The organism is Xenorhabdus mauleonii (genome assembly GCF_900113945.1).
In the GTDB taxonomy this organism is placed as follows: domain Bacteria; phylum Pseudomonadota; class Gammaproteobacteria; order Enterobacterales; family Enterobacteriaceae; genus Xenorhabdus; species Xenorhabdus mauleonii.
The window spans coordinates 53,069-79,875 of record NZ_FORG01000019.1; the positions used below are offsets into that span (position 1 = coordinate 53,069).

The following is a 26,807-nucleotide window of genomic DNA, read 5'->3' on the forward strand; positions in this document are numbered from 1 at the left end:
CGCCAGAAAGCACACTTATAAATTCTGCCCCTACCTCAAAATATATCAGCTAATCAGCGAACATCAGCATCTTATACGAGACTTCAATGAATACCATTCGAAAATTAATGGCCAGCGTATGTCTTTACTCATTTACTATCAACGCTTGGGCGTCTTCATCAATCAATTTTGACACTATAGAACAAGCGGCCAAGCGTTCCAGTGATCTTTCACGTCAAATCTTAGTCATGATATTTGGTGACGTTGTAACAGATCCACTTTCAACTAACTCCAGCATGATTGGAGAACTATTCTTTGTTTTTAACGGCATAGTAATGATTATTGCCGTTATCTGGTTCACCATCGTCGTATTAAAACATCTAGTAAAAGCGGGGCAACACGGAAAAGTTTTCAATAATGGAAAGTCTATGGTAGGCCCAATAACTACTGCGGCTGGTTTCTTCACCTTGGTTCCCACTGTCTCGGGATGGTCAATCGCGCAGCTAATTTTTTTATGGGCAGCCTCTATAATGGGTATCGGGAGCGCAAACGTTGTTACAGATCGCATCGTTGATTTACTTGAAGATGGATATTCATTAGTGGTGCAACCAACCGCACCACAAACTTTAAGTTCAGCCCGTGCTATCTATGAAATGAATTTGTGTATGTACAGTATCAACAACGAACTAAGCACTATGTATCAGCGGTTTGGGCAAGGAGGCACCCCTCTTATGAGCATAAAAAGTACCATAGATGGATTTGAGATTGGAAATGGTAATGCTCTATGTGGCTCAGCCCGATTACCTGACTCCATAAAAGATAAAACAATGAATTGGCTGTTTCCAGCCTCTGTTAATACTGATCGAATTATTGACGCTCAACGTAGCGCAATGAATGAAATGCAAAATAAATTATCTCAATCAGCTTCCGAATTTGTTACTGCTCTGCTTAATAAAAAAATGAATGATAGTGGCACACTGCCTGATGCAGAGACTAGCATACAAAAAGCAGCACAAGCATATGAGGATCGCATTAACCAAGCATTGAGATCTCAAGGACAATCAGACGAGCTAGCTTCTGTATTATCTGCTCAATTAAGACAGAATGGGTGGTTGGCTCTGGGTTCGTGGTATCAAACATTTGCAACCGCAAACAATAAAGTTAACGATGCAGTGCAACTAAAACCGATAATTAGCGGCATATCTGGATTAGGCGACTTAGGTGCCGGGGATACCTATAAAAGCATCATGACAGCCTACCGAACACAGTTACAGAATTCACCCTACACACCACCATTGGGCACTCAGAGCCCCAAAAACACACAACAAGCAACTGATGCTTCAGATCCTGCTGCCGTATTTGTTGGTATTTTTAATTCACCAGGGCAAAGGCTATCAAACTATATAGTGCAAAATATCGGAAATGGAGATTTTAATCAAAATGGGCAGATAAACCCTTTATTAAAAATGAAAAATATAGGTGATTACGTCCTTATTTATACTGAAAGTATTTATACGATATTTGCAGCAGCAAAAATCGCAAGTGACACCGCTGGAAATAACTTCATTTTAAATATTGCATCGTTAGGTTTCATTAAAGCAGCACAAGCAGTAGTGAATGCCATTACTCCATTAGTTCAATTTACCTGTATATTATTATTTGGCATTGGATTTAGTTTATCTATTTACCTACCATTTATACCTTTCATATATTGGATTACAGCCATTGCAAATTGGATTGTTAGTGTATTAGTAGGTGTCACTGGCGGTTCATTATGGGCTGCTACACATATTGGTATTGAGAATGAAAGTGGTCACCGCTCATCATATGGCTATATATTTCTTATCGATGTTATTATTCGCCCAATGTTAATGGTATTTGGATTTGTTTTTGCCAGTATAGTAATCGTAGCGATTGGAACACTCTTGAATATAATGTTCGGTGCTACAATTGCGAATGTACAGGCGAACTCTATAACTGGGTTAGTTTCGTTAGTTGGTATATTAATGGTTTATGCAAGAATATGTACTACTACTGTTAGTAGAGTGTTTGCATTACAAGTGACCATGCCTGATTATATCATTTCATGGCTAGGTGGCCGAGAAGCTGCTAGCATTCTTGGGGGAATGGCTGAATCCACAAAAAGTATCTTTGCCGGTTTTAGTCGTGGACTTGAACGCAGCCCAGATGTAAACTATATAAAAGATAATAAATCACCACATGGGGATGGTATAAAATAAATAATATCATTCCTTATATAGGAGATATTCCATGGCGTTTATAAATAGCATAAGGAAATCATACGTTCCTGTGGTATTCGTTTTACATTTAATTATCACTCCGCTTTGTATAACTATCATTGGAAATTATTTATTTTACATGGACTTTTTTAGCCCTACACCTTACATTGCCTTAATGGTAATATTTTCATTCTTTTTATCTAAGAAACTTGTTTTTTCAAAAACGACCTCAAAATTAAACAATTTAAAGAAATCGTTTGGTGATGAAATATTTTCCCCCATCCCAGAATTAGAATATTTTGATCTGGCGAATGGTAAATATATTGGCATTGATAACGAAAATGGAAGGATACTAACCATATCGCTCTACGATAGAGATAAACCAATATTAACAGGGTATGATTTTTATGACTGCTCTGGTTATGATATAAAAGGATACAATCTAACATTAAAATTCAATAATATTTTTCGTCCATACTTCAATCTTAATATTAACAGTAATGCTGAAATAAATTCATTCTGTTGTAGACTCGATGCACTATTTTCACCATCGTTTAGCCCAAAAATAAAAACATATAATTCATTCTATGAGATTGTGCAGAAAAAAACTAAATTCTTTTGATTTCTCTGTAGAAAACACATTCATCTAAAAGAACGTTTTATCAGCGTTCTTTTTTATTTTCTGATAATCCATTCTGGTGTAATTCTAATTTTTCATAGCGTGTAGGCTAACCTACACGCTATTTCTTCTTTCGGAGCGACAATGTATTCAAAAACGGCACAGTCGCCACAGCAAGGCCAAGAACGCGGCCTTATGTTGCTATTAGTCTTTTTCCTATTATGTTTTTTAATTTGGATATACCAACCCCCAATCATGTACGGATGTTGTTGGTTCCTTTATCAACTTTGGATGCTTTGTGATTTTCCCAGAATTCATGGTTATGTCGCAGAACGGCTTAACTTGTTAGCTTGGGGGGCCAATAGAATTAATGATCTTAGTTGGAGTGAGTTTATTAGCATCATGAATAAAACAGCGGGTATTCTGATGCTTCCTCTAAGTGTCATCGTCGCCGGTAGCTTGTTTGTAATCCGCAATCATCCAAGTAACCGTACTCGCAGGAACATTGATGTGTATTCATTACCCCATATCATGGCTCAATTTTCACCATCGATTATTCCAGCTCTTTGTTACGGTGATAAGAAAACACAGCTGCTTAACGTTGATCCTCCTGAGCACCGAAGCGCCCAGACTCCTGACGAATTCGCTTTGCAGCACCAACTTATTATTGGAGAACGTCTAGAACGAGATAAAACCCGAGAAGTATTCATGAAACAATTGGGAAATCCATTAACTGGGTTTTCTTCTTTCAATAACTATGAGCGAGCCCTATTTGCAGTATTCGGCCTACAGTTTTTTTTGGATGACCGTAAAGCAGCTGAAAAATTGCTAGATGATCTTAATCGTTCTTGCCTAGCCAAAAGACGGCGTGATAACGGAAAGAAAGGTTATCCAATATTAAGCCTCGCCAATAGCGCTTTTAACCGAGTTACACAGCATTCCGAAGCTCAACATTGGTTACGCCATTACAGTACTACACGCACAGCAATATTTGCACTTCATGATCAAGATTTACGTTTACCCGGTGCCCGTTTTCGCTGGCTAAAAGGCTTAGATAGGGCTCTTTGGTATGCTTTAACTTCTTCCGGACGTCCCAAAGTGTTTGTTGAAGGTGCTGGAATTATTGCCGCTGCAAAATGGGAACGACTCATTTCCGGTGTATCCCAAAGATTACAGGTAAATATACCTAGACCTGAAAATTGTATGGATATAGCTATCGTTGGGCTTGAAGAGGATCTTAGAAGTATTGGGTTAATCTTAGAAGAACTTACCCCACAGGACAGTACAAGTACAATAGGCCCCAAAGATCTAGAAGATGATGAAAATGAAGAAGATAACGAAATAGTCATACTTCACTCACAAGAGCTTACTGAAACTGATACCTCACCCGATTCAATACAAACCAATAGCCAACAAACAGAAAACACACCCTCTAAACAAAAAACTTTTTCCCGCCCGAGAGCTAGACGCCCTTAATAACAGGAACACAATTATGTCGCATTCATATTCTGCATCACTGCATGGCAATACCCTGTCTGTTATCTCTGATCAGTCAGACAAAGACACATCTTTAGTAATTATGAAATTGGGAAAAAACTATCGCTTTTATATCAATGATAAGAATGTTTTTCATGACAACATAAAACAACGCCCAGCAATGATTTATATGGCACAAAGTAACGATGAAGCAAGGATGGTTCTTCATGCTATCAATAAGGAAATAATCCGCAGCAAAAAGCAGAGAGAAAATAGAAGAAAAATCGCTGGTTATAGCTTATTAGCTGGTGCCATAGTTTTAATCATTGCCACTGCATGGAGAATAGGAATAACCGAAGGTAGTAATTTGGCCCGAAACATTCAACCAATACCTAGTACAGTGGGCCAACCTTATTCTAGTAGTCTACCTAGCAGGAATTCTCCTCTCCCACAGCCTGATACTATGGTTCCTGTTTCTCCAGCTACGCCAAATTTACGGGTAGAACAACCAAAACAGGCAATAAAGACAGAAGAATACGAATACACAGCACAGCGCTTACAAGCAGCAGCACAAAGCGGGAAATATACCATCCCGCTATCTTCTGGCCATGCGAGAACACTATATATTTTTTCTGATCCTTCGTGCCCGAATTGTAAAATCATAGAACCGGCTTTAGAAGAATTATCCCGTAATTACAATGTTGAAATATTCCCTGTGTCAATAATAGGTGGCCAGCAAACAGCAAACCTAGTGACACCAATCCTGTGCACACCATCTCAAGAGCGTAAGTCTTTCTGGAAACAACTATATCAGGCTGATGTTGGTATGAATCCAAACAACCAACAAGCGTCCTTAGCCTCTTGTGATATAGGAGAACAAGCACTGGCGAAGAACGATGCGGCCTTTAATTTTTATAATCTTCCTGGCACTCCGTCACTCTTGGCTGATGATGGCCGTTATATTCCTCTTAACTCCCTGAAAAGCGATGAAGCTCTTACGGCTTTTCTAAATTCACCAGTCCAATAACGTTCAAAGAGTTTCCAATGACCAAACCTATTGAGGTCGATTCGCGCCGGGTTCGCCGGCCAATCGGCTATACCTTTATAACTGACGCACTTCTATCTCCACTAGGTGTACAACTCTTAATGGTTGCCGGCCTAATTTTTGGCTGGTTGTATCCCGTTAGCCTATTACTTAGTATTCCAGGGTTATTTCTCCTGATAACTTTATTTATCGACCAACCTTTCCGTATGCCATTACGTATGCCCCAAGACATTGGAGGCATAGATTTAACCACAGAGCGTGAAATCCCTAAATTCCGCAATGGTGCTTGGGGGCTATTCCGATATGTAATACGCACCCGCATGTATATGCCTGCAGCCGGTATCTTGTGTTTGGGATATGCTCGTGGGAAGTCCCTAGCGCGAGAGCTATGGTTAACGTTAAATGATTCATTACGGCATATGTTACTTCTGGCCACTACTGGTTCAGGGAAAACAGAAGCCTTATTATCTGTCTTTTTGAATGCAATCTGTTGGGGGCGGGGGTTCTGTTACTCTGATGGTAAGGCTCAGAACACACTCGCATTTGCCGTATGGTCGCTTGCCCGTCGTTTCGGGCGAGAAGACGATAATTATGTATTGAATTTTATGACTGGCGGCACTGATAAATTCGAAGCTCTTCTAAAGAATGCCAAAACGCGGCCACAATCAAACACTATCAACCTGTTTGGTACTGCAAATACCACTTTCATTATTCAGTTAATGGAATCTCTGTTACCTACTGCAGGGAATAGCGATGCAGGCTGGCAAGATAAAGCTAAATCCATGTTGACCGCTGTTGTTTATGCTGTTTACTACAAATGTAAACGAGAAAATCGCAGAATTTCTCAATCGGTCATACAAGAATATTTACCTTTAGTAAAACTAGCCAAACTCTATCAAGAAGCTAAAAAAGACAATTGGCACAAAGACGCTTATGGCCCACTGGAAAGTTATTTTAATACTCTGGCAGGGTTTCGTATTGAGCTCATCAATCGCCCCTCAGAATGGGAACAAGGTGTATTTGATCAGCATGGTTATTTAATCCAGCAATTCAACCGTATGCTAACCATGTTTAACGATATCTATGGCCATGTGTTTTCACGCGATGCTGGGGATATAGATATAGAAGACGTACTACACAATGATCGTATCTTGACGACAATGATACCGGCGTTAGAACTCTCAAAAGGTGAAGCAGCAAATATCGGCAAGCTATACATTTCTGCAATCCGAATGACTATGGCCAGAGATCTAGGCTGTGAGCTTGAGGGAATGATTAACGATGTACTCATTGTCAAAAAATATGCTGGTAAGTTCCCATATCCAATAGCAATGGATGAATTAGGAGCCTACTTTGGCCCAGGGATGGATAACTTAGCCAGTCAAATGCGTAGCCTCGGTTATATGTTGATAGTATCCGCTCAAGACATTCAGAGATTCATTGCTGAACACAAAGGTGAATACATGACTGTCAACGCTAACCTTTTGACTAAGTGGTTTATGGCTCTACAAGACGAAAAAGACACTTTCGAGTTGGCCAAAATAACAGGTGGCAAAGCGTATTACTCTGAACTTGGAGCCGTGGAGCAATCCCCCGGTATATTTACACCGAATTATGAAGACGCAAACAGCAGTTATATTAGAGAAAAAGACCGGTTAACTCTTTCTGATTTAAAAGAATTAAATCCTGGTGAAGGAATGATTTCATTTAAGAGTGCCCTAGTACCAAGCAACGCAATTTACATACCCGATGATGAAAAGATGACATCATCCCTGCCGATGCGTATCAATCGGTTTATTGATGTGCGATCTCCTACAGAAGCAGAGCTTTTTGCCCAAAATCCAAATTTGCAGCTAAAACTCCCGCCATCAACACAAGAAGTGGATGAAATTCTACAACTTTTAAGTATGCCTGCTTCCACTACTGCGATGATGGGTATCATGGACCCAGTTCTTAAGCGTGTTGCAGCTGTAGCTTTTGATTTAGATAACCGAGCCGACATTAGCTATACCCCAACTCAAAGAGGAATACTGTTATTTGAAGCAGCGAGAGAGGCTTTACACCAAAATAAACGCAAATGGCGAACTATACCAACACCTCCCAAGCCTATCCGTGTATCTAAAAAAATAGCTCAGACATTGGCAAATACGGGAGAAAGTGTGTGACTGATACGTTAATGTGTCAGTTAGACACTATGATAGTTACGTTATAATGCACTATAAAACAATTCTTGGAGATGGTCATTCTGCACTGGACAATTTAAATTACACATCCAATGTAGATAAATAAAATGCTGAAAATATCCTTAGTGAATCAGCTATAACTGATTTCAATCTACCAGATAGCATTTATGCCATTACATTTGGAAAACCAACTCCCTGACCAAAATTATTAAGGACTCGTAGGTATGAGTGACAATAACCTGAATTATCGACGAGGTTATATTGAATTAGTCAAGCTATGCACATTGATGCTTAACACGATAGCTACCGATGTTAAAAACGGTGATACTACAATCAGAATTCAATCTTCTGAACAGCTATTGAGTGCGGAAAATGTAGACCTGATTATTGAAGAAAGCAGGATATTGCTTCATTCAATTTCACCATCAGAATCATTCGATTTAGCAGAGCATGATGCTTTATTCAGTCGATTAATGGACTTATTTAGTACACTCTATGGCAACGAGCATAGTGCTTGGCTGAGTTACCAACCTGAGTTTGAGAAACGAAGAAAAATGCAAATGAATTGATCATGAAAGCCGACTTTTAAGTCGGCTTTTTTTTGCAAAAAATTTTTCCGTTATTTAGGGTGATAACCAGAATTCAGTTTAGATTTTTCAGATAACACTGACTTAATTTCCTCAGACTTCTGCTGTTGTAAGTCAATGGATTGTGGCTGATACACAGTATCATATCCTGCCATTACCCGTTGTTCTGGATCAGTCAGTGGCAATGGTTTATCGCCGCCATCATTAAACCACTCAACCATTTCACAAGCCTGACCAATAAAAGCTGGTTCACCAGAAAAAATCAGATGTTCACCACTTTTATTTTCAGCCAACGCCATTCCTCCGGCTATGTGCTCTCCGCCATTAGCATGGTAATCATTAATCTCAATACGGCTACCCTTATCCTGTAATTGAACTACACCATCACGGAAATACTGTATAGTTCCGTCTCTGGTAACTGCAGTTGAATAACCGTCAAGTTTAAATGCAGGAGTATCATCAGCTACAGCACAAACAATGGCATTAGATGAAATATTGCCAGTCCTAGCATTTCTTTTCATCCTATGAGCCCAACCACGCAATTGAGTAATAGCAGCCTGATCTTGTTTTATAGCTTGCTGCGATACCCATTCCCGATAAGACATTCGGCGGTTCGCAGGATCAGCTTTAAATGCTGCTCGTTCATTACGAATATCAATCCTTAATGCAGCCATCGATTTCATCCGCTCAACTTCAATAATGTTATATGTCAACTTGCGTAATAGCGGATCATTGATAGCAACACGAGCATGGTTTTTACGCCAAGCAAAACGTTTAGATTCATTTTGATAGCGCAAACGAATCGCTTCCCTATCCATTCTGGGTCTAACCCATTCGGCTTTATAATCTTTATAGCGAGATTTTAAATCTTCTCTTGCCGCAGCCCTTTCCAATCTTCTTTCCAAACGAGCATTCATATCGCGAGCATGCAAAGTGGGTTCATAACGAAACTCATGTACGATAGCATTTTTTGCAATATGAGTATTATCTGTCGTATAAACCCCGACTTCATTCAACGGCTGAAATTTACCAAGATCCTTTTCGAGACAACTCAACGTTAAGTCGGGATGGACGCTACTTGCTTTAACTGGTGGTAATTCTGGATTATCAATAGAGTATATTGCCAACCCCTTTCCTTTTGGTTTCAACTCCAATCCAGCACGAACTAAGATACAATGAATATCACGCCAAGACATATTAGGATCTGACATAGCTTCATCAATTTTGAAACCACATTCAGTGGTTGCATAAGTGTGAAGGCTCTCAACATCTGCATAATATTCAAGTGACCTTGCTCCAGCAGGAGCCGGCTGGTTATCGCGTTTTGCACGTACAATTTCTTTATTTTCATTAACGGCAAAGAAACCGTTTGTGTGCGTCCAGTTATACTTAAGCTCAAGCTCCCTAGCAGCATACTGCAAACGGATTTTGGTAAACGAATCGTTTGCTGTTTTATATGTTTCAGGATGAATACGATTAGCCGAAACATGGCAATGGATATTATTGGTATCTGTATGAATAGCTGCTACGTACTGGTGGTCAAGCATTCCAAGCGCATTCAAGCTATGACGAACACTTTCAAATATTTTTTCTCTTGACGGGTTATCTTCTGTTGGCCATGAAAGAATATAATGAAGAACTGGATCTTTGCAGCGTACATTTTGCAACGCCACAGCGTTCATTTCTATTGGTGCAGTAGCAATGTTAAAACAGTTCGTTTCACATATCACACCATCAAACAAAACCTGAGTATATCCATTCGGATCTGCATGAAGGATGTGTTGAATATCGGCCTCAGGATTTCGAGTTATATAATTAACTAAGTGGTTGAAAATTTCCCCCTTAGAACCAGGGCGACGCCAGCCTGGATGTTCAGGTTCAATTGGAGTATCAGGCTTATCCTCATCACGGATAATGGTATAGGCAATCAGCTTGAGAAAGCTGCTTTTGCCATCACGCCTTTTTTCCGGGATTCGAATAATCATGTTATAAACTCACTCCAAACCAACTTTTAAGATCGCTTTCTGAATAGAAACCAAAACCTCAGAATATTCTTTACTTAACACCCCTTCGCCCTCTTTGAACAGATGCTTCTGCAAGCCACCTAAACGACGAAGTTCCATAACTAATTCAGTATCACACTTTGCTTCCATCCTACGACCAAGAGCGCTACGCAACATAAAAGCTCCGATACTTAACCCTGCAGATTCTGCCTTTTTTTTGACAGCTTCTTTTTCCTCTGGGAAACAACGAATACTAGGAAGCAAAGCTGTTCTGTTCCGGTTTTCGCTTTTACTCATGGTGTATTTCCCTTTTAGTTTTGCCAGTAATAGTCTCGTAAGGGGTGTCGGGGCTTTGCCCTGACCAAGAGTTTTGTAGAACCGACTAGCGTGCAGGCGGTGCTACAAAACACATCTTGTCCGCTCTTTGGTATTAGTGATTTGGATTATACTTGATAGATGGGTTCTTGTCATTAAATCCAGAAAAGTTGGATAGAGGTTTATTATATTGATTTTGATAGATATACTTTCTATCGCGTATAGTCACATACTATTTAACAAAGGAATCTCATGACTACCCAAGAATTTTTCTCAATTGATGATATAGAGACTGCTAAAGAACAGTTGCGAAACATGCCAGATATGAACAAGCAGAGAATGACAAAGCGTCAAGCTCTAGATGAAATGAAAAGGGAATTGTTAGAACTAGCTGTCAATAAAGGATATAAGATAGATGAGATAAAATCAGTACTTGAAGGGCTTGGAATTACTGTTAGTGCAAAGATGATTAACGACGTTATTTCAGAAAATAAAGAACAAAAAAAAACAAGAAAATCAAACAAAAAAAACAACAAAAATAATACTCAAATCCCCTCATTGGAGCTTAACACGCTTCAAACTAATTCGAATAAAATTGAAGAATAGCGTTTATACAGAAAAGCGGCAAAAAATTGCCGCTTAACCTCAACTATCTCAAAATATTTTTCATTTTTTCCGCTAAACTCCACATCGCATTATTTAGCTTTATATCTCCAGTTATTCCGTTAACTGATCTTGTTCTAGTTTTCTTACCTTGAACCGTTTTACCTCTAACTCCGCCTTTTATAATATTTTCTTGTACACGTTGATATGTTGTCCAAAGATCATTTTTATTATCTTCCCGCCGACGGGGTTCTAAAATATCCTGTGGTAGCACAGGAACATGATTATCATACTTATACTCTAACACACTTTCGGCAAAGGCCATCTGAGCGCCTTTACCAAGTTGAATATCTTTCATCTCGTCACGAGAATCTTTTATTTTTCCAAACATATCTACTACTGTGTAAGCACCTTCAATAACTTGCCCAACGACATCCCCTTTATGGGGGACGCGGATATCGCCAAACGTTTCTCCACAAACTAAACCATTATTACAAACGAAACGAAAAATTCCGGGAATCATCTGATAACTGCTGCTGCCATCGTGACTATTAACTAAAATGATCTCTGGAACATCATCTAACAAAATCTCTCCTTCACGCCGCAAACGCAGCATATGGCGAGCATGACCACGCCTTTCGTCATCACGAACTTTAGTCTGACATGCATAAAATGGTTGAAAGCCTTCCTTTCTTAAACCATCAAGTAACTCTACTGTAGGAATATATGTATAACGTTCTGAACGTGACTCGTGCTTGTCATCAGAAAATATACTAGGAACATATTTCATCAAATTATCATTACTTAAAGGGGTGCTACTACGAACCACGCTTGCAGATTTAAACCCTTTGTACATACGAATCATGTTATATCTCTTACCTATTTTTTCCGGTGTCATTCCTTCCATTTATCAAGCTTATAATTGCTTAGGAAGGCGTTTTCTGTGACACCTTTGCAAGTCAGAGAAAGAGAAAAAATCAACGAGATACCGGAAGCCGCAGCGCAAGCGAGCGACCATAGGGAGAGAGCGCGAACGGGTGAGGATTCGACATTGATTTTTGAACGCTCTGACGTAGCCTTTGTCACAGAAAATGCATGCCAAAGCAAAAAATGACAGAAAGGAATGACACCAGAAAAAATATTTTCTTCCTTAGCATTGCCGCAGATCTGCGGCAATAGTGAAAGCGGCGTGAACGCAAGTTCACTGCAAGCGATGCTTTTGTCCGACAGTAATGGCTCAATGCCATTACTGTCGGACCGCGCACAAAAAGCCAGCAAATTTACTGGCTTTTAAATAAAAATCAAATCAATAATTAGTTATTTTATTTCTCATTTTCTTCTTCACAATCTTCAACTTCGTCAAGCCTAGCCGAACGAAAAATAACTCTCGCCATATCACGACAAATATCACACGTTACATCACCATGATGAATATCACTTATAGCATCCTCTGAATAATCAGATTGACCACATAATGTTACTAAACCACTTAACCAGCCAGCTGGTAAATGTTGGATGCCGTACTCTTTTTCTGTTAATACTTTTGCCATATGTAGCCTATATAATTAAAAATCGAAAATTGCCCCCTATACAAGAGGGCAGCTAAATCATATGGTTTTTATTCTTTAATCAATAAACCAATGAGCTTCTTCATAACCATCAATCTTATCAATCAGGCTCAGGCGTAATTGTTTAATAATTTTATAGGCACGAGTTTGTTGATAGCTTTCAACTTCACAGCATTGATATTCAATACAATCCAACGCTTTCAGCACAGCTGGAACTGAAAGCTGAGGCGCTGACGAATCAAAAACAAAAGTGCCAGTTAAGTCTTCTTTATACCGATAATTAAATGAGTCAAGATTTGCTTGATGCAATATTTCACCTACTTTCTCCTTAGCTTCATACCAACTCAAATTTAATGGAAAACAGTTAATGTGATAAGTTTCATATGCAAGCACAACCGCACTAAAATGTTTATCTGAAAGAGTGCATACAGACACAATAATATCTCCTTATTACTGATATTTTTTCTGGTGTATTTCCCCTTTTGGCTTCTTGCCGGGCGCGGGGAGTCTTGCGCCGTGACTCTTTAGCGGCACAGGGTTTCAGGGACGGCGTCAAGGGAGCTACCGCAGGCCGCAGCGCAAAGGAACGACCTACGGGAGTGAATGCGAACGGGCGAGGATACGGACTTGATGACGGCACGCCCTGTGCAAGCGTCTGTCACGGCGCAAGAAGCACCGCGCTAAGCTGGGGCTCAAGGGAAAACACCAGAAAGCGTCCTTTGGCAGTAAAAAGGCCGGGCTTGCCCGGTATCCTTTGAATCCGGCATCGCCGGATGGTTAAAAGCGGCGCGTCCACAACGTGGACGCTGCAAGCGGGCTGTTTTATTGGCGGTGTCGGCTCAATGCCGACCAACCGCCAACACTGACCAACAAGTAAGAAACCCGCCAGATTTGACGGGTTAAATATTTATAATAAAATCTAGTTAGTGCAAATAGTTAATCTCTGTAACTAGATAAAAATAGCTCAATGTTAATAAATGATAATCTTGCAATTCGGTATTAGCTTTAATAATTTCCTTGAATAAGTCGAAATCAAAGTCACCTCTAATATCTCGCGCTGCCTCTAAATCAATTATCATTGAGCGCCCTGCTGAGCTTTCTACTTTAGGGAACCAAAAAAACTCATCACCCACTGCACAAATCTGATCAAATACATTCTCAGAAATAGAAATAGTTATGATGTTATCGATTGGATATTGGTCGTTATCCCTATTAAAAGTATTCATTATACTGTCCTTGAACTAACACAATTTTTACCAGTAAAGCTACATAACAAGGGGGAATCTCCCCCTTTATTTCATTTTTGTGAAACATGTACAAACCAATAACCTTTATCTTTGTTTTTTTCTTCCCACTGACTGAGGGCAGAATCTTTGTCTTTTGCTTCAACGTGCTGAACTAATTCAACAGTATCACCCTCAAAATTTTTCCCTAAAAAATAGACTTTAAAAATATTCACTTTTTACTCCTTTGCCACCCATAGGCATGTCAGTATAAAAACCTTCTTTCTGGTGTATCCCCTTTTGGCTTTTTGCCGGGCGCGGGGAGTCTTGCGCCGTGACTCTTTAGCGGCACAGGGTTTCAGGGACGGCGTCAAGGGAGCTACCGCAGGCCGCAGCGCAAAGGAACGACCTACGGGAGTGAGTGCGAACGGGCGAGGATACGGACTTGATGACGGCACGCCCTGTGCAAGCGTCTGTCACGGCGCAAGAAGCACCGCGCTAAGCTGGGACGCAAGGGAATACACCAGAATGCGGTCTTTGGCAGTAAAAAGGCCGGGCTTGCCCGGTATCCTTTGAGCCCGGCAACGCCGGGCGATTGAAGCGGCGCGTCCACAGAATGTGGATGCTGCAAGCATGTTCTTAGGTTGTTAGCAGTCGGCTCAATGCCGACTACTAACAATTTTGCTAACTGAGGAAAAAACAAACAACCTTTAATTAGCATTCAGAATTATTTAAATGAAAGTTGCAAATATTGCACCTTTTATTTCTGACTTTAACATTCAATATATACAACTTTTAGTGGTACAGGGTTTCTGGAACGGCGTCAAGGAAGCTACCGCAGGCCGCAGCGCAAAGGAGCGACCAACGGGAGTGAATGCGAACGGGCGAGGATACGGACTTGATGACGGCACGCCCTGTGCAAGCGTCTGTCACGGCGCAAGAAGCACTGCGCTAAGCTGGGACGCAAGGAGATACACCAGAATGCGCCCTTTGGCAGTAAAAAGGCCGGGCTTGCCCGGTATCCTTTGAGTCCGGACAGCCGGACGGTTGAAGCGGCGCGTCCACATTGTGGACGCTGCAAGCGGGATTTTTATTGGCGGTATCGGCTCAATGCCGACCAACCGCCAACACCGACGAAGAAGATAGTTTACTCATCCAGGTGCTCCATCCGGGATGAGTATTATTTCTATTCTTTTTGTACCTTTAAAATGACCACATCAATTGAAGCGTCAACAAACATATTTGAGTACACATCAGACCACTCATACGAAAATCCATTCTGGAACGATTTATTTTTCATTCCAGTAGGTAAAATCGCAACCAAGATCCCACTATCAGAAAGTAATTCTAATGCTGCCTCTAAATGTGCTTTCGCTCGCCCTTCACTAAATGGAGGATTCATCACGATACGGTCAAATTTGTCTGTTGTTGATTCAGCGTATTTAAGAAAATCACTTTGTAATGCAGTAAACCCTTTTGTTTCTAGAATTTTGCAATGCAAATCAGATAGTTCAATGCATGTTGTACGCTCTTTAGGCATAAATTTTGCCAAACCACCTTGACCCGCGCTAGGTTCTAGGCACCGATGAAAAACATCAATTTCTGCCGTGTGTATAGCAATTTCTGCTAGTTCACTTGGTGTCGGATAGTATTGATGCGATTTTTTTTCGGGGAGGCAACCAGAAGAAATTATTTCTCCAATTACTACCTCTGGATCATAATCAAATTCCCATATATGAGCCATCACCCTATCATTACGTTTAGGCTTAAATAACACTCCGCCTATAGATTGTAATACCTTATCAACTTGCTCCAGCATTGCCCGATCATCTAAATAGATTGTTAGATTAAATGGGTTCGTTGTTAGTGGTTCTATGACCTCACCATTATAATTGCGATAAGCTCGATATCGTTCTGCTTTCATTTTATTTAGGGTATTACGAACACGATAATCTAGTGGGGTATCTATCATAGTAAATTCTTTTAGCTTACGTTTTGGCTTCTGTCTAAATTCAGGCGGAATAGCCATAGGGTGCAGGAAAGCCAAAATACTATTAAGCCGCCAAGCCATTTCAGGATGAACTTCAAGATGCACAGTCCCTTTCAGATATGCTCTAATACGCAGTGTACCGCCATCAATGATCTGCCATTCCCCATGCCTTGCACGAGCAGTGTGTAAAGCTCGCTCTGTCAGATGGCCTTTTGGTTCTTCTAGCCCCATAAACTTAGCGATAATATGACGTAAGTCATGAATATACCCTTTTCTATCGTAATTTAAGTGTCCCCAGCCATCGAAAATGTGGGATAAAATCATCCGTTTCCCGAACCCTTCTGGCCTGTTAGTAACATGTTCTCCAGATAAAGCGCGAAAAATTCCGTCAACGCGCTCAGAAAAAAATTGCTTCCGAGAATTTAAAAGATCATTCATCGTAAATCTAACAGTTTCCTCCTCAAATTCAGGCGTTTTCATTTCCCTGATCGATTCACTCCATTTACTACGGCGATCATTTGGCATATATTCATAAACATCAGTCAGATCAAGTGCTTTTTGCCAGAATGTCGCATTTAAGCTTGCAATAGCTCCATCACGCGCAAATACTTTAGATACATCATAAACGCCTTTGTCATAGCCATTTCCTCTGAGAAAATGGTGCACTGACGCTTCATGACTACTGAGTGAATTAGATATCTTTTCGATGTTTTCCCTTAATAATCGGTACTCACCAATAATGCTATCAATAAAGTCTGATGACGTCGGCGCGAAGAATTGCGCGTCAAAAATTTCGGCATTCTGATTGATAGTAATTTCACTCATGCTTTTATCCTTTAGCCACTCATAGGCATATCAATACAAAAACTTTCTTTCTGGTGTATTTCCCCTTTTGGCTTTTTGCCGAGCGCGGGGAGTCTTGCGCCGTGACTCTTTAGCGGCACAGGGTTTCAGGGACGGCGTCAAGGGAGCTACCGCAGGCCGCAGCGCAAAGGAACGACCTACGGGAGTGAGTGCGAACGGGCGAGGATACGGACTTGATGACGGCACGCCCTGTGCAAGCGTCTGTCACGGCGCAAGAAGCACCGCGCTAAGCTGGGACTCAAGGGGATACACCAGAATGCGCCCTTTGGCAGTTAAAAGGCCGGGCTTGCCCGGTATCCTTTGAGTCCGGCATCGCCGGACGGTGAAAAGCGGCGCGTCCACACAGTGGACGCTGCAAGCGGGATTTTTATTGGCGGTATCGGCTCGATGCCGATTACCGCCAACACCGTCGAAAAAAGAGAAGAGAATTTTTATAAAAATTCACCGTTGCATAAAGCAACGGTAATCTACCTAATGAAATTAACTACCATTAAGCATGGGATAAATTCGCTGGCTTAAATAGCGGGGTCAGTCTTGAAACATCAACCACTTTCTCCGCTTTATCAAGATCATAAGACTCTTGCAACTTTAGCCATAATCGAGGACTACTGCCAAGAACCTTGGACAGCCTCACTGCCATCTCTGGCGTGACTGCGGCTTTGCATGTTACCAGACGTTGGGCTGTAGATGGGGCAACATCTAATGCCCGCGCAAGGTCACGAATACTCAATCCTAACTCTTCCAAAGAGTCGGCAATAATTTCACCAGGATGGGGGGGGTTAAACATCTTCATTAATGATAATCCTCATAATTAACAATATATGCGTCACCATCAATAAACTCGAATGTCACGCGCCAATTTCCTGAAACTGTAATTGACCACTGATTACGCCTATCTCCAGTTAATGGATGTAGATCATATCCGGGAAGATTTATTTCCCATATTTCCTCAGCGTCATGAATCACAGCAAGTCGCTGCTTGAGCTTTTTTGCATGTTGGGGATTAATGCCAGCTGTAACCTCTTTCTCAAAAAAGAGGCGCAGCCCCTTATGCTTGAAACTCTTTATCATTATTCAATGCTCCCCGCTGCGCCACATGAAACATTATAGCAATCTGCTCCCTGTGGCGCAACACTATTTTATCGACCAAGTGTGGAAATTTTAAATAAAACATCAAATCCAGTAGAAAGATAAAGTTCCCTTTACTTTATTTTTGTGAAATATGTACAAATCGATAATCTTTATCTTTTGCTTTGACATATTGCACGCATTCAACAGCCTCACCATGAAGATTTTTCCCTAAAAATAGACCTTAAAAATACTCATTCTTTGCTCCTTTGCCACTCATGGGCATGTCAGTATAAAAACCTTCTTTCTGGTGTATTTCCCCTTTTGGCTTCTTGCCGGGCGCGGGGAGTCTTGCGCCGTGACTCTTTAGCGGCACAGGGTTTCAGGGGCGGCGTCAAGGGAGCTACCGCAGGCCGCAGCGCAAAGGAACGACCTACGGGAGTGGATGCGAACGGGCGAGGATACGGACTTGATGACGGCACGCCCTGTGCAAGCGTCTGTCACGGCGCAAGATGCACCGCGCTAAGCAGGGGCTCAAGGGAATACACCAGAAAGTGCCCTTTGGCAGTTAAAAGGCCGGGCTTGCCCGGTATCCTTTGAGTCCGGCATCGCCGGACGGTGAAAAGCGGCGCGTACACAGAATGTGGACGCTGCAAGCGTGTTCTTAGGTTGTTAGCAGTCGGCTCAATGCCGACTGCTAACAATTTTTCTGACTGAGGAAAAAACAAACAACTTTTAATTAGCATTCAGAATTATTTAAATGAAGATTGCAAATATTGCACCTTTAATTTCTGGCTTTAACATTCAATATATACAACTTTTAACGGTGCAGGGTTTCAGGGACGGTGCAAGAAGCACCGCGCTAAGCTGGGATGTAAAGGGAAAACACCGGAAAGCGCCTTTTATCTGTAAAAAGGCCGGGCTTGCCCGGTATCCTTTGAGTCCGGCATCGCCGGACGGTAAAGCGGTGTACTTACACTGTCGATGTTGTAAGTACACCAATAATCATAGAATCATTGTCTATGAGCGATAAGATGATTCACTTCATTAATTACCATATTTGGTGATATGCAATCCATAATATGTTCATGTTTATTTAATGATAAAGCAGTGCCAAAAATTACCTTATGAATTTCAGGATCTTGATATGGGCCAGTTGCAGAATAACAAGCTGTAACAAAAAGGCTCACAGTAGGTACTTTTAGTGCAATGGCAATATGCATTGGGCCAGTATCTCCAGTAACCAATAAATCTAGTTCACTTATTTTTTGAGTTAACTCAGCTAATTTAGTTTTTCCAACTAACTGATTCACTCTATTATGATATTCCTTTGGTAATAATTGCATAAACTTCTGTTGCAGGTGAATATCATTAGGAGAGCCAATCAATACCAACTGTGTTGTATTATCATTTTTAAAAATATCTAACGCCACCTGAGCAAAATTTTTTACAGGCCAGCAACGCTCAGAAGATGAAGCCCCCATTTGGAAGCCAATAGACGCATAGTTTTTGTTAATGGATTTAACATCGCATGGAGCACGCATTTCAATGCAATATTCTGATGATATATCACAACCTAATGGTTTAATTAATTCAAGTTTTCTTTTTATAATATGACCGTTGAATGATTCAACATAATTAGTCAACCATTTTTCCATTAATTTATTTTCATTGTAATTATCCCTGAACACATATTTAGCACCGGACATAATAGCACTCAAATAATCATAAGGATTATGTGAGTGCAATATTACCGCCAAATCTGGCGTTCCGTTTTTCTTAATACCTTTCAATAAGTTAGGAATATTATTAACTTTATTATTCCATACAACAACCTTATCCCAATCAGCTCCCCCAACAAAGAAATCCTTAAAATTTTGGTGACATATCAAAGTGATAAGCGCATTTTTATATCTATTTCTGATCGCATGTATTGCTGGGGTATTCATAAAAAAATCCCCTAATGCAGTAGTAGAATAAATTATTATATTTTTGAATTCTTTTTCTTTTAATTTATTAAATTCTTCTCTCGAATGAGTAAAATCTCTTTTCCTAGTATAACCTTTTAGGAATAGATCAACCAACTTGTACTTAAAATATTTATTCACTATGTGCCTTTTCTAAAAATTAACAAATAATACTTTGAAACACCCTAAAAATTACATATTCCATGAAATGGAATACTTAAGTTTTATTTCATATTTAATTAAGCAGCATTTAGATTAATGCCGCTTAATTATATTAGTTGTGTCCTGAACGACGCAACAATTTTTTACCAATCAAATACAGGAAATTCGGATAAAACATCAAATTCAGCTGCAAAATGAATTAACTCAATATCCTGTGTTTTTATATGATTTGCGATCAACCTTCTAGCCGGTTTTGATAATCCAAAATTTTTTAACATTAGTAGCGGGTTAGAAACTGCATTTAGACGAATCAAAAAACCTGAGCCAGTAGAATGAATCCATTCATTGTCCCCCATTTCTTGACGTGACAAAGAAATTCCCCCTAACAATTGAACATCCCCTATCATAAGGTGGTTAGTGCTACACCGCAGTATCGTACATTGTGACAGATATGAAGCAATGCCTAATTTCATGCGCATAAACTCCCTTGTCTGACCGTTTTCAAATAAATTCTTGTCTTCGTTACGCTAACGTTAAGATCGAATTTTTCCTGACAAATACGCTGAAATAATGATTCATCATGCTCAAGATGTTCCTCAAAATCATCACCGCCGCATTTTTCACGAACCACATCATAGATGTAACCATCAATATCAGGATTCAGCCCCTCTGCATACGCAATAGCAGGTGGTTTACCTTCAATATCAGGCATCAAATAAACCCCATGATCCTTGACTAGCAGTACTCCGCATTTTTCCCGTAAAGCTATTTCAAAAACCTTCACTACATCTTCAGACATAAATTTCAGCATAAAACTTCCTTCTGGTGTATTTCCCCTTTTGGCTTCTTGCCGGCGCGGTGTTTCTTGCGCCGTGACTCTTTAGCGGCACAGGGTTCCAGGGGCGGCGTCAAGGGAGCTACCGCAGGCCGCAGCGCAAAGGAACGACCTACGGGAGTGAATGCGAACGGGCGAGGATACGGACTTGATGACGGCACGCCCTGTGCAAGCGTCTGTCACGGCGCAAGAAACACCGCGCCAAGCTGTGACGCTAGGGGAATACACCAGAATGTGCCCTTTGGCAGTAAAGAGGCCGGGCTTGCCCGGAATCCTTTGAGTCCGGCATCGCCGGACGGTCAAGCGGCGCGTCCACAGAACGTGGACGCTGCAAGCGATCCATTTTCAGGGGTACAATTAGCCGCTACGCAAAGAAACAACCAACAGGAGGGAATGCGAACAGGTGAAGATACTAACTTGATGACGGTATACCCTGTGCCTCTAAAGAGTCACGGCGCAAAAAGTACCGCGCTAAACAGCGTGCCAAGGAAAAACACCAAAATGCTGTCTTTGTCTGTAAAAAGGCCGGGCTTGCCCGGTATCCTTCAATCTTGTATCTTCTGTATGAACGAACAATAGAACTAATAAGTGTTTTTGATAGAGCCAATCCAGAAATAATTAATCTCTTCACATTGATAAATTTCTTTTTGGAGCATTTTTTAATTATATTACCTGTAGTATCTACTAAATACGTTCAACCAAAATGTAAAGAATTCCCACTGTGATTTAGTCATGGGAATAGATCTAACAGATTTCCCCATTGCTATATCTTCCGCGTGATGTATAATATTTAGAGAATATGCCTCATGATTCTGGCTATTTGATGACATAATATACCCCCCTTATTCTATTTTATTGTGTCATACTGCCGAGTTGTTCCAGCAATTCGGCAGTACCTTATTTGTTAGCTTAATTTACGAAAATTATTTTCGTACCTCACGATTATAAATTACTTCGTAATCAAATGAATCCTTACCATTTTTTCTTATTTCCTTTATAGAAGTTACATTCTGAGCTATGTGATTCATTACCATAATTCGCTCAATCCCCCTAAAAATCGAATCTTCATTAGATAAAGGAAACCATAAATCGCTATTACTGCCGCTTAAAATAGGATTATTGCAAAAATGTATTCCAAAAGAATAACCAAGTTTACATACAATAACAGTTATTTTTCTACGATAATAAGACTGGTCATTTATGAATTCGTTATTATTTTTCATATTTATACTCCTACGCCAAGCGGGGCGGAACCGTTAACTTACAACTCAATAGATATATTGCACTAACAATATTATTAATCATCAATACTTATTATTTGTTTTATATAGAGAAAAATTCCATAGCCATATAAATTTGGTTTCTATAAAAACAATAAAATGGCATTAATATAATAACAACCAAGAATTAATTAATTTATATTATTTTGCAGAATATTTATCAAGAGAATTCATTATTCTATTTAACTCGCCTTTCAAGCCACATTTAAATTTATCATGATGAACCATCCAGAGATTACCTGTCTTATATTCCTCTAGCGTTTTCTCACTTACGATTATATCATCACCATATTTACGAGATAAAACATTAATAGCTTCTTTAATTAATTCATCAGAGAAATCACGATTAACAGACAAATAATCAACTCCTCCAAAAGCTATATTGAAAGGATCATCATTGCATTCGTATACGCCCGGCATTGATTTAAAATAACCTTTTTTAAAGCGCCCTATAATGGCTTCTACATCCTCTTCGGTGGGGCCATCTACCCAATTAACATTTACAGACTTAGTTCCATCCATTCTCACAGAGAATTTTACACCATGAAAATGACGCTTTAAAAGTTTTCGAATATTTTTAGCTACGGATTTAGATTCAGTTTCACTATTATCATAAATATATAGGCCGTTATATTCTGGAAAGTTAATGATTTCATCAATGACTTTTCTTTTTTCTTCTTCTATGTTTTTTTCATTTGTAGAAATGAAAATTTTAAGGTGGTTTATTTCTTTTTTAGATAAGGTGTGTTCTAATATCGCCCAATTACAACGGAAAATATCAGAATGTGAAATGGTTATTGATGATGAACCATTGATATTTATAAGAACATAGTTAATTAAATTCCCAATGTCTTCATTATCAATGTTTATATTTACTTTAGATTTAAAAACTTCACTTACTACAAAAGTATAACCAGCGTATCCTTTGTAGCTTAGGCAGCTACCAATATTTAGCATTTTAATGCTCATTTTTATATTCCTACGCCAAGCGGGGCGGCACCGTGAATTAACATCCTCGCCAATTCAATAAATATATTATACAAATAATGACATTGGAATTCAATAATTAATTATTGTTTTAAATGAAATAAATATCTATTTTTTTAATAAAAAATATAATGATAAAAATATAATTAACACGGAAGTAATAATTAATTTTATAGAAAAATAAATAATGGAATAAATAGTATTTTATATATTAGATATCGATCATGTTTTGTTATTTAAGACAACACCAAAAGCACCGATGTGGTGCATAACTACAGGGAGGACGCTATCAAATAAAAGGCGGCTTATTCATGTTTCAGGGAACGCAGAACCCTATCCGCCGAAGCAAGGGGGGGACTAACAAGTACCCCATTCCCCCTCCCACCCTGCTAAACCGAAAAAACACAGAATTAGAAGCCACTCAATGGCTCGATGGTCGGAGACGAAAGAATATATCAGCGATATATAGAGAAATAAATCCGCTATACTTTTAATTAATTATCGCTATCCTGATAGGGGCTTAATTTATCTAAATTATCGACAAAATCTCTCGCCCCCTCAAGATCCTCCATAAATTCTTCATTATCAAACACACTCTAAGACCAATCGCAATCTCTATTACTACACCTAACACCACTATCATCAAATAAATAACCAGACTTTTTGATATTTGTTTTGGTTTCCGTTTCAAGCTTTCCTGTTTCTACATTAACTAAACGCTTATATTCTATAGTTTGTTCAATAAAAAAATAAACCTGCTCACCACATTTAGGACATTTATAGCTCATATTTTTAGCCCGTCAATTACTTATTTAACTTAGACTTCCTCTAACTCTGCCCTTAAGCATCGCTTGTTATCCGACAGGACAGAAACCCGCTTGCGGGGTTCTGCGGAGCTTACCGCCATTTTTTGGGCGGTTAGCGCAGTACAGGCGACATTTTACCCGCTTCCTCGGGTAAAATGCCTCCGGTGCCCCAATTAAGACATTACTTGAAGTTCATTGTTTTAATTTCTATAAATTCCTTGCTTTCTTGCAGGAAAAAATTTAATCGTGATCATCTTTCCAAAAATCCGAATTCAGGAAAATTTTAACTTGCCGTGTACGAGGGTAATTTTGATTACGCAACTCTTCCCGTGTAGCAACTGTGAATTGCTCTTCCTTTATAATTTTGTTTAATTTTCTATTCCAATGTCGGTTTACAGCAAGATATGAGCCATTATCCAATAGATAAACTTCAAATGTATATTTATTGGCTCCGCTAGCTCCCTCGTTATGGTATAGCTGTTTCATAAACTATTCTCTTCCGCCATTAAATAATTATTTAAAATAAATTTCATGGCATTTAAATTTAAATTAGCACAGCTTGTATATGACTATTTTAACCTAAACATTTTTGCCGCATTATTAATACTTTCCTTATTTGAAAGAGTGTTACCCGACATACTATTATCTTCAGGGATTTCATTTTTTCTTTGTGCTACTTCTTCTTTCTTATTTTCATATTGAAAATTTACAGGTTTTTCATTATTACTATCACCTTGAGGGCTAGCATATAGTGCTCGCACCTGTATTTTTTCATTCAAATTAGCCAATTCTTTTCTATAACGTTCCTCGGTTATAGGATACCAAGGAGTCCATTGTCCCTCAGGAGAGTATTCATCTATAGTTCGACACTGATAACCAACGATTTCTTGAGCATTAAATGATTGTCTAATTTCTACAGATTCATTAGTAGATGAAGTAAATAACGATAATACCTGCAACATCTCACTAGCAGATCCATCGTTACACATAATTGATAGCAACATACCAGGAAGTTTTTTATCAAGCTGTTCTAATCCGCTAAGTAAAGTAAGACCATCTCTTACACTCTGTGAGCGATTTTTACGAGAATCCAGAAAATCTAATAATTTTTTCTGCTCTTTCTTTTCAAAATCTAAATAATAGAATTGCTTTTTAATGCTCATATTAACTCACTTACTCAGATAATTGTGATATTGCTTTAACTAAAGCAATCTGAGGCTCGTTTAGCTTTTGAACTGCAACTCCCTGTGATGTCCATCTCTTGGATAATTCATCAAAAATAAATTCAGCACCGCCACCTGTAATATAAATTCGATGAAATTGACTATAGTTTTCTTCAATGTGTTCAATAACTTTACGTGAAGTTTTTTTGATGGCTTGCTCTAGAGTCTGCTTAATTACTGATATCTGACCTTTGTCATTGATTTTATGCTCCCATTCTTTACCAGAAAGAATATTTCGAATAAGTGTATCGGTATGATTATAATTGCTAGGCGTATTAGAATTAAATAGCTTCAACTGAACTTCTTTAATAATTGCTCCAGCTCCTAATTTAGCATCGCCTGTGGTTCTGACAACCGACTCAAAACGTCCTCGTATTAACCCACAATCCAGTGTTGTTCCACCAAGATCAACTACCAAGGTCATGTCGTGTTCACCAACTAACTCTGGCGTCAATATAGGGGCAACTGCTGGGATAGATTCAGGCATAACAGTAATTTCAGCAAACGTAAAAACCGGCGCATTATCTTGCATAGTTATCTTACGCTTAACGTTCCTAATTTTTCTTTCAATGTTCGCGTCATTAATTTGAGCATCTGATGTGTAATATTCGGTGATCGGCAGGGTCACTATCAAATTAACTTTCTGAGGCTTTATTCCACTACATTGTAAAGCATGCTGGATACCAACCGTGTTGATCGGACGATACTGATAATTAATGTTTGTCGTTTTGACGATATTTTCATCAAATGGTGAATAAGAATATTTCTCTTCATCCAAGATATAGTTAAACGCTTTCTGAGTAAAACTATTCGACCATTGCTCAATAAAACCATTTTCTATTACTAATGTTTTTAATGCGCCATTATCAAACCATGCAAGTTTTGTTGACGTAGAACCATCATCACAAAAAAAAGCTAACGTAGAGTTCATATATTCACCATATTCAAAAAGGTAGCACTATACCACCATTAATTTAGTAAAAATTTAGTAACACTACCAATATGATACCACCAAAAATCAATATTACAATAAAAAACCTATAAAAGGTAGCATAAAGGTAGCATAAAGTAATAGATTGAGCATTCAAAAGGTAGCAAAATGACAGCATAAAGACGTATGGTTTTAAAAAATGGTAGTAAAAAGGTAGTAAAAAAGAACCAAGGATAAAAGAGTGCCACCATTTAGCTACCGTAGCAAAAAATAGGATGAAGCTATAACACGCGACACACTAATCATGTTAGACATGAATAGCAGTAAAATACGAAAAAACATACAATTCATGTGTGACATGATTAATGACAAGGAAAGATAATGCGCCTATCCGCGATACAGAAAGATGTTATGTTTGTGCTGGTTGACCTAACTGAACGGAAAAAAATCAATAACCCAATTCGAGCAATGAAACTATTAGGTATGCTCAATAGCATCAGAGTGACACCTATAGCAGCAAGCAATTTCCGCACATCCTGTCACACTTTAACTAAGCACGGCTTACTAATAGGTTTTAGAGATAACCGCTCTTTACAACTAAGCTTCACGTTATCAGAAACAGGAAGAAGATTAGCTTCTCAAATTTATAAGCTACGGACAGGGATGGAATATTAAACGGGAATTTAAAACAGAAGCCAATAACCCAAAGGAAACGGGAGAAATACCCGTTTTCCATAGGCTCCGCCCTCCTGACGAGCTTCACAAAAATCTAAATGATTTAAGGCGCTCAAATCAGAAGTGGCGAAACCTGACAGGACTTAAAGATCCCTACCGTTTCCGATAGGTTGCTCCC

General features: G+C 39.3%; 35 protein-coding genes. 16 read left to right on the forward strand and 19 right to left on the reverse strand.

Annotation, left to right across the window (positions count from 1 at the left end; translation table 11 throughout):
* Positions 1-86 precede the first annotated feature (86 nt).
* The 6 genes from BM100_RS16245 to BM100_RS16270 all read left to right on the forward strand — a co-directional run bounded on the left by BM100_RS16245 (position 87) and on the right by BM100_RS16270 (position 8,111).
* The gene (locus BM100_RS16245) at positions 87-2,219 is read left to right on the forward strand and encodes a DotA/TraY family protein (protein ID WP_092512818.1); all 2,133 of its coding nucleotides are present in this window, start codon (positions 87-89) and stop codon (positions 2,217-2,219) included.
* A 31-nt stretch (positions 2,220-2,250) separates the two neighbouring features.
* Positions 2,251-2,841: a hypothetical protein gene (locus BM100_RS16250; RefSeq protein ID WP_092512820.1), complete on the forward strand. Its 591-nt coding sequence runs from the start codon at positions 2,251-2,253 to the stop codon at positions 2,839-2,841.
* A 141-nt stretch (positions 2,842-2,982) separates the two neighbouring features.
* On the forward strand, positions 2,983-4,314 hold the full coding sequence (locus tag BM100_RS16255) for a secretion/conjugation apparatus DotM-related subunit (protein WP_244590709.1): 1,332 nt from the start codon (positions 2,983-2,985) through the stop codon (positions 4,312-4,314).
* 16 nt (positions 4,315-4,330) lie between these two features.
* Positions 4,331-5,341, forward strand: coding sequence for a DsbC family protein (locus BM100_RS16260; protein ID WP_092512822.1), 1,011 nt, complete (start codon positions 4,331-4,333; stop codon positions 5,339-5,341).
* Positions 5,342-5,358: 17 nt separating this feature from the next.
* A complete protein-coding gene (gene trbC / locus BM100_RS16265; protein ID WP_244590710.1) occupies positions 5,359-7,524 on the forward strand; it encodes an F-type conjugative transfer protein TrbC in 2,166 nt (721 codons plus the stop codon).
* A gap of 242 nt (positions 7,525-7,766) precedes the next feature.
* The gene (locus BM100_RS16270) at positions 7,767-8,111 is read left to right on the forward strand and encodes a hypothetical protein (protein ID WP_092512824.1); all 345 of its coding nucleotides are present in this window, start codon (positions 7,767-7,769) and stop codon (positions 8,109-8,111) included.
* A gap of 50 nt (positions 8,112-8,161) precedes the next feature.
* Here BM100_RS16270 and traI read toward each other — a convergent pair whose 3' ends face one another.
* Positions 8,162-10,114: a TraI/MobA(P) family conjugative relaxase gene (gene traI / locus BM100_RS16275; RefSeq protein ID WP_092512826.1), complete on the reverse strand. Its 1,953-nt coding sequence runs from the start codon at positions 10,112-10,114 to the stop codon at positions 8,162-8,164.
* 9 nt (positions 10,115-10,123) lie between these two features.
* Positions 10,124-10,429, reverse strand: coding sequence for a plasmid mobilization protein MobA (gene mobA, locus BM100_RS16280; RefSeq protein WP_092512828.1), 306 nt, complete (start codon positions 10,427-10,429; stop codon positions 10,124-10,126).
* Between the two features lie 270 nt (positions 10,430-10,699).
* Here mobA and BM100_RS16285 point away from each other — a divergent pair, with 270 nt between their 5' ends.
* On the forward strand, positions 10,700-11,053 hold the full coding sequence (locus tag BM100_RS16285; RefSeq protein WP_092512830.1) for a hypothetical protein: 354 nt from the start codon (positions 10,700-10,702) through the stop codon (positions 11,051-11,053).
* A 43-nt stretch (positions 11,054-11,096) separates the two neighbouring features.
* Here the strand turns inward: BM100_RS16285 and BM100_RS16290 are convergent, their stop codons facing one another.
* Entirely contained in the window at positions 11,097-11,915 is an 819-nt protein-coding gene (locus BM100_RS16290; RefSeq protein WP_092512875.1) for a DUF932 domain-containing protein, read from the reverse strand.
* Between the two features lie 78 nt (positions 11,916-11,993).
* Between BM100_RS16290 and BM100_RS23135 the strand changes: the two genes are divergently transcribed.
* Both BM100_RS23135 and BM100_RS23140 read left to right on the forward strand, forming a co-directional pair.
* Positions 11,994-12,164: a hypothetical protein gene (locus tag BM100_RS23135; protein WP_169924776.1), complete on the forward strand. Its 171-nt coding sequence runs from the start codon at positions 11,994-11,996 to the stop codon at positions 12,162-12,164.
* A gap of 9 nt (positions 12,165-12,173) precedes the next feature.
* Entirely contained in the window at positions 12,174-12,344 is a 171-nt protein-coding gene (locus tag BM100_RS23140; RefSeq protein WP_169924777.1) for a hypothetical protein, read from the forward strand.
* Positions 12,345-12,372: 28 nt separating this feature from the next.
* Here BM100_RS23140 and BM100_RS16295 read toward each other — a convergent pair whose 3' ends face one another.
* Entirely contained in the window at positions 12,373-12,600 is a 228-nt protein-coding gene (locus BM100_RS16295; RefSeq protein WP_092512832.1) for a hypothetical protein, read from the reverse strand.
* Between the two features lie 75 nt (positions 12,601-12,675).
* Complete coding sequence (locus BM100_RS16300; protein ID WP_092512834.1) at positions 12,676-13,053, reverse strand: hypothetical protein; 378 nt, start codon at positions 13,051-13,053, stop codon at positions 12,676-12,678.
* A gap of 74 nt (positions 13,054-13,127) precedes the next feature.
* Between BM100_RS16300 and BM100_RS22620 the strand changes: the two genes are divergently transcribed.
* A complete protein-coding gene (locus BM100_RS22620; protein ID WP_139216974.1) occupies positions 13,128-13,376 on the forward strand; it encodes a hypothetical protein in 249 nt (82 codons plus the stop codon).
* Positions 13,377-13,541: 165 nt separating this feature from the next.
* On the opposite strand, the gene BM100_RS16305 is transcribed toward BM100_RS22620, so the two are convergent.
* Positions 13,542-13,844, reverse strand: a complete 303-nt coding sequence (locus BM100_RS16305) for a hypothetical protein (protein ID WP_092512836.1) — start codon at positions 13,842-13,844, stop codon at positions 13,542-13,544.
* Positions 13,845-13,915: 71 nt separating this feature from the next.
* Complete coding sequence (locus tag BM100_RS23145) at positions 13,916-14,077, reverse strand: hypothetical protein (RefSeq protein WP_169924778.1); 162 nt, start codon at positions 14,075-14,077, stop codon at positions 13,916-13,918.
* A 91-nt stretch (positions 14,078-14,168) separates the two neighbouring features.
* Between BM100_RS23145 and BM100_RS22625 the strand changes: the two genes are divergently transcribed.
* Together BM100_RS22625 and BM100_RS16310 are read left to right on the forward strand one after the other, a co-directional pair.
* Entirely contained in the window at positions 14,169-14,417 is a 249-nt protein-coding gene (locus BM100_RS22625) for a hypothetical protein (protein WP_153044901.1), read from the forward strand.
* A 159-nt stretch (positions 14,418-14,576) separates the two neighbouring features.
* Positions 14,577-14,870 (forward strand): hypothetical protein, encoded by a 294-nt coding sequence (locus BM100_RS16310; protein WP_092512838.1) that lies wholly within the window; start codon positions 14,577-14,579, stop codon positions 14,868-14,870.
* Between the two features lie 157 nt (positions 14,871-15,027).
* Here BM100_RS16310 and BM100_RS16315 read toward each other — a convergent pair whose 3' ends face one another.
* Complete coding sequence (locus tag BM100_RS16315) at positions 15,028-16,656, reverse strand: class I SAM-dependent methyltransferase (protein ID WP_169924779.1); 1,629 nt, start codon at positions 16,654-16,656, stop codon at positions 15,028-15,030.
* Positions 16,657-16,750: 94 nt separating this feature from the next.
* On the opposite strand from BM100_RS16315, the gene BM100_RS22630 reads away from it, so the two are divergent.
* The gene (locus BM100_RS22630) at positions 16,751-16,999 is read left to right on the forward strand and encodes a hypothetical protein (RefSeq protein ID WP_139216976.1); all 249 of its coding nucleotides are present in this window, start codon (positions 16,751-16,753) and stop codon (positions 16,997-16,999) included.
* Between the two features lie 186 nt (positions 17,000-17,185).
* On the opposite strand, the gene BM100_RS16320 is transcribed toward BM100_RS22630, so the two are convergent.
* Entirely contained in the window at positions 17,186-17,488 is a 303-nt protein-coding gene (locus tag BM100_RS16320) for a HigA family addiction module antitoxin (protein ID WP_092512840.1), read from the reverse strand.
* Positions 17,488-17,766, reverse strand: a complete 279-nt coding sequence (locus tag BM100_RS16325) for a type II toxin-antitoxin system RelE/ParE family toxin (protein WP_092512842.1) — start codon at positions 17,764-17,766, stop codon at positions 17,488-17,490. The genes BM100_RS16320 and BM100_RS16325 overlap by 1 nt, the downstream gene beginning before the upstream one ends.
* A 348-nt stretch (positions 17,767-18,114) precedes the next feature.
* On the opposite strand from BM100_RS16325, the gene BM100_RS22635 reads away from it, so the two are divergent.
* Positions 18,115-18,363, forward strand: a complete 249-nt coding sequence (locus BM100_RS22635; protein WP_139216977.1) for a hypothetical protein — start codon at positions 18,115-18,117, stop codon at positions 18,361-18,363.
* Between the two features lie 413 nt (positions 18,364-18,776).
* On the opposite strand, the gene BM100_RS16330 is transcribed toward BM100_RS22635, so the two are convergent.
* From BM100_RS16330 to BM100_RS16340, 3 genes are all read right to left on the reverse strand, one after another.
* Entirely contained in the window at positions 18,777-19,871 is a 1,095-nt protein-coding gene (locus tag BM100_RS16330; protein WP_092512844.1) for a glycosyltransferase family 9 protein, read from the reverse strand.
* A 164-nt stretch (positions 19,872-20,035) separates the two neighbouring features.
* Positions 20,036-20,365, reverse strand: coding sequence for a DUF5983 family protein (locus BM100_RS16335; RefSeq protein ID WP_092512846.1), 330 nt, complete (start codon positions 20,363-20,365; stop codon positions 20,036-20,038).
* Complete coding sequence (locus BM100_RS16340) at positions 20,362-20,703, reverse strand: DUF3085 domain-containing protein (RefSeq protein WP_092512848.1); 342 nt, start codon at positions 20,701-20,703, stop codon at positions 20,362-20,364. Before BM100_RS16340 ends, BM100_RS16335 begins: the two co-directional genes overlap by 4 nt.
* A 54-nt stretch (positions 20,704-20,757) precedes the next feature.
* Between BM100_RS16340 and BM100_RS16345 the strand changes: the two genes are divergently transcribed.
* On the forward strand, positions 20,758-21,306 hold the full coding sequence (locus tag BM100_RS16345; protein WP_099139567.1) for a hypothetical protein: 549 nt from the start codon (positions 20,758-20,760) through the stop codon (positions 21,304-21,306).
* A 344-nt stretch (positions 21,307-21,650) separates the two neighbouring features.
* On the opposite strand, the gene BM100_RS16350 is transcribed toward BM100_RS16345, so the two are convergent.
* From BM100_RS16350 to parM, 6 genes are all read right to left on the reverse strand, one after another.
* On the reverse strand, positions 21,651-21,950 hold the full coding sequence (locus BM100_RS16350; protein WP_092512852.1) for a hypothetical protein: 300 nt from the start codon (positions 21,948-21,950) through the stop codon (positions 21,651-21,653).
* A 198-nt stretch (positions 21,951-22,148) separates the two neighbouring features.
* Positions 22,149-22,976, reverse strand: coding sequence for an LPD29 domain-containing protein (locus BM100_RS16355; RefSeq protein ID WP_092512854.1), 828 nt, complete (start codon positions 22,974-22,976; stop codon positions 22,149-22,151).
* A gap of 614 nt (positions 22,977-23,590) precedes the next feature.
* Complete coding sequence (locus BM100_RS22640; protein ID WP_139216978.1) at positions 23,591-23,782, reverse strand: hypothetical protein; 192 nt, start codon at positions 23,780-23,782, stop codon at positions 23,591-23,593.
* A 258-nt stretch (positions 23,783-24,040) separates the two neighbouring features.
* The gene (locus BM100_RS16360) at positions 24,041-24,286 is read right to left on the reverse strand and encodes a sugar ABC transporter substrate-binding protein (protein WP_092512856.1); all 246 of its coding nucleotides are present in this window, start codon (positions 24,284-24,286) and stop codon (positions 24,041-24,043) included.
* An 83-nt stretch (positions 24,287-24,369) separates the two neighbouring features.
* The gene (locus BM100_RS16365; RefSeq protein ID WP_092512859.1) at positions 24,370-24,963 is read right to left on the reverse strand and encodes a hypothetical protein; all 594 of its coding nucleotides are present in this window, start codon (positions 24,961-24,963) and stop codon (positions 24,370-24,372) included.
* 10 nt (positions 24,964-24,973) lie between these two features.
* Positions 24,974-25,954, reverse strand: a complete 981-nt coding sequence (gene parM / locus BM100_RS16370) for a plasmid segregation protein ParM domain-containing protein (protein ID WP_092512861.1) — start codon at positions 25,952-25,954, stop codon at positions 24,974-24,976.
* Positions 25,955-26,335: 381 nt separating this feature from the next.
* Here parM and BM100_RS16375 point away from each other — a divergent pair, with 381 nt between their 5' ends.
* A complete protein-coding gene (locus tag BM100_RS16375) occupies positions 26,336-26,629 on the forward strand; it encodes a hypothetical protein (RefSeq protein WP_092512863.1) in 294 nt (97 codons plus the stop codon).
* Positions 26,630-26,807 lie beyond the last annotated feature (178 nt).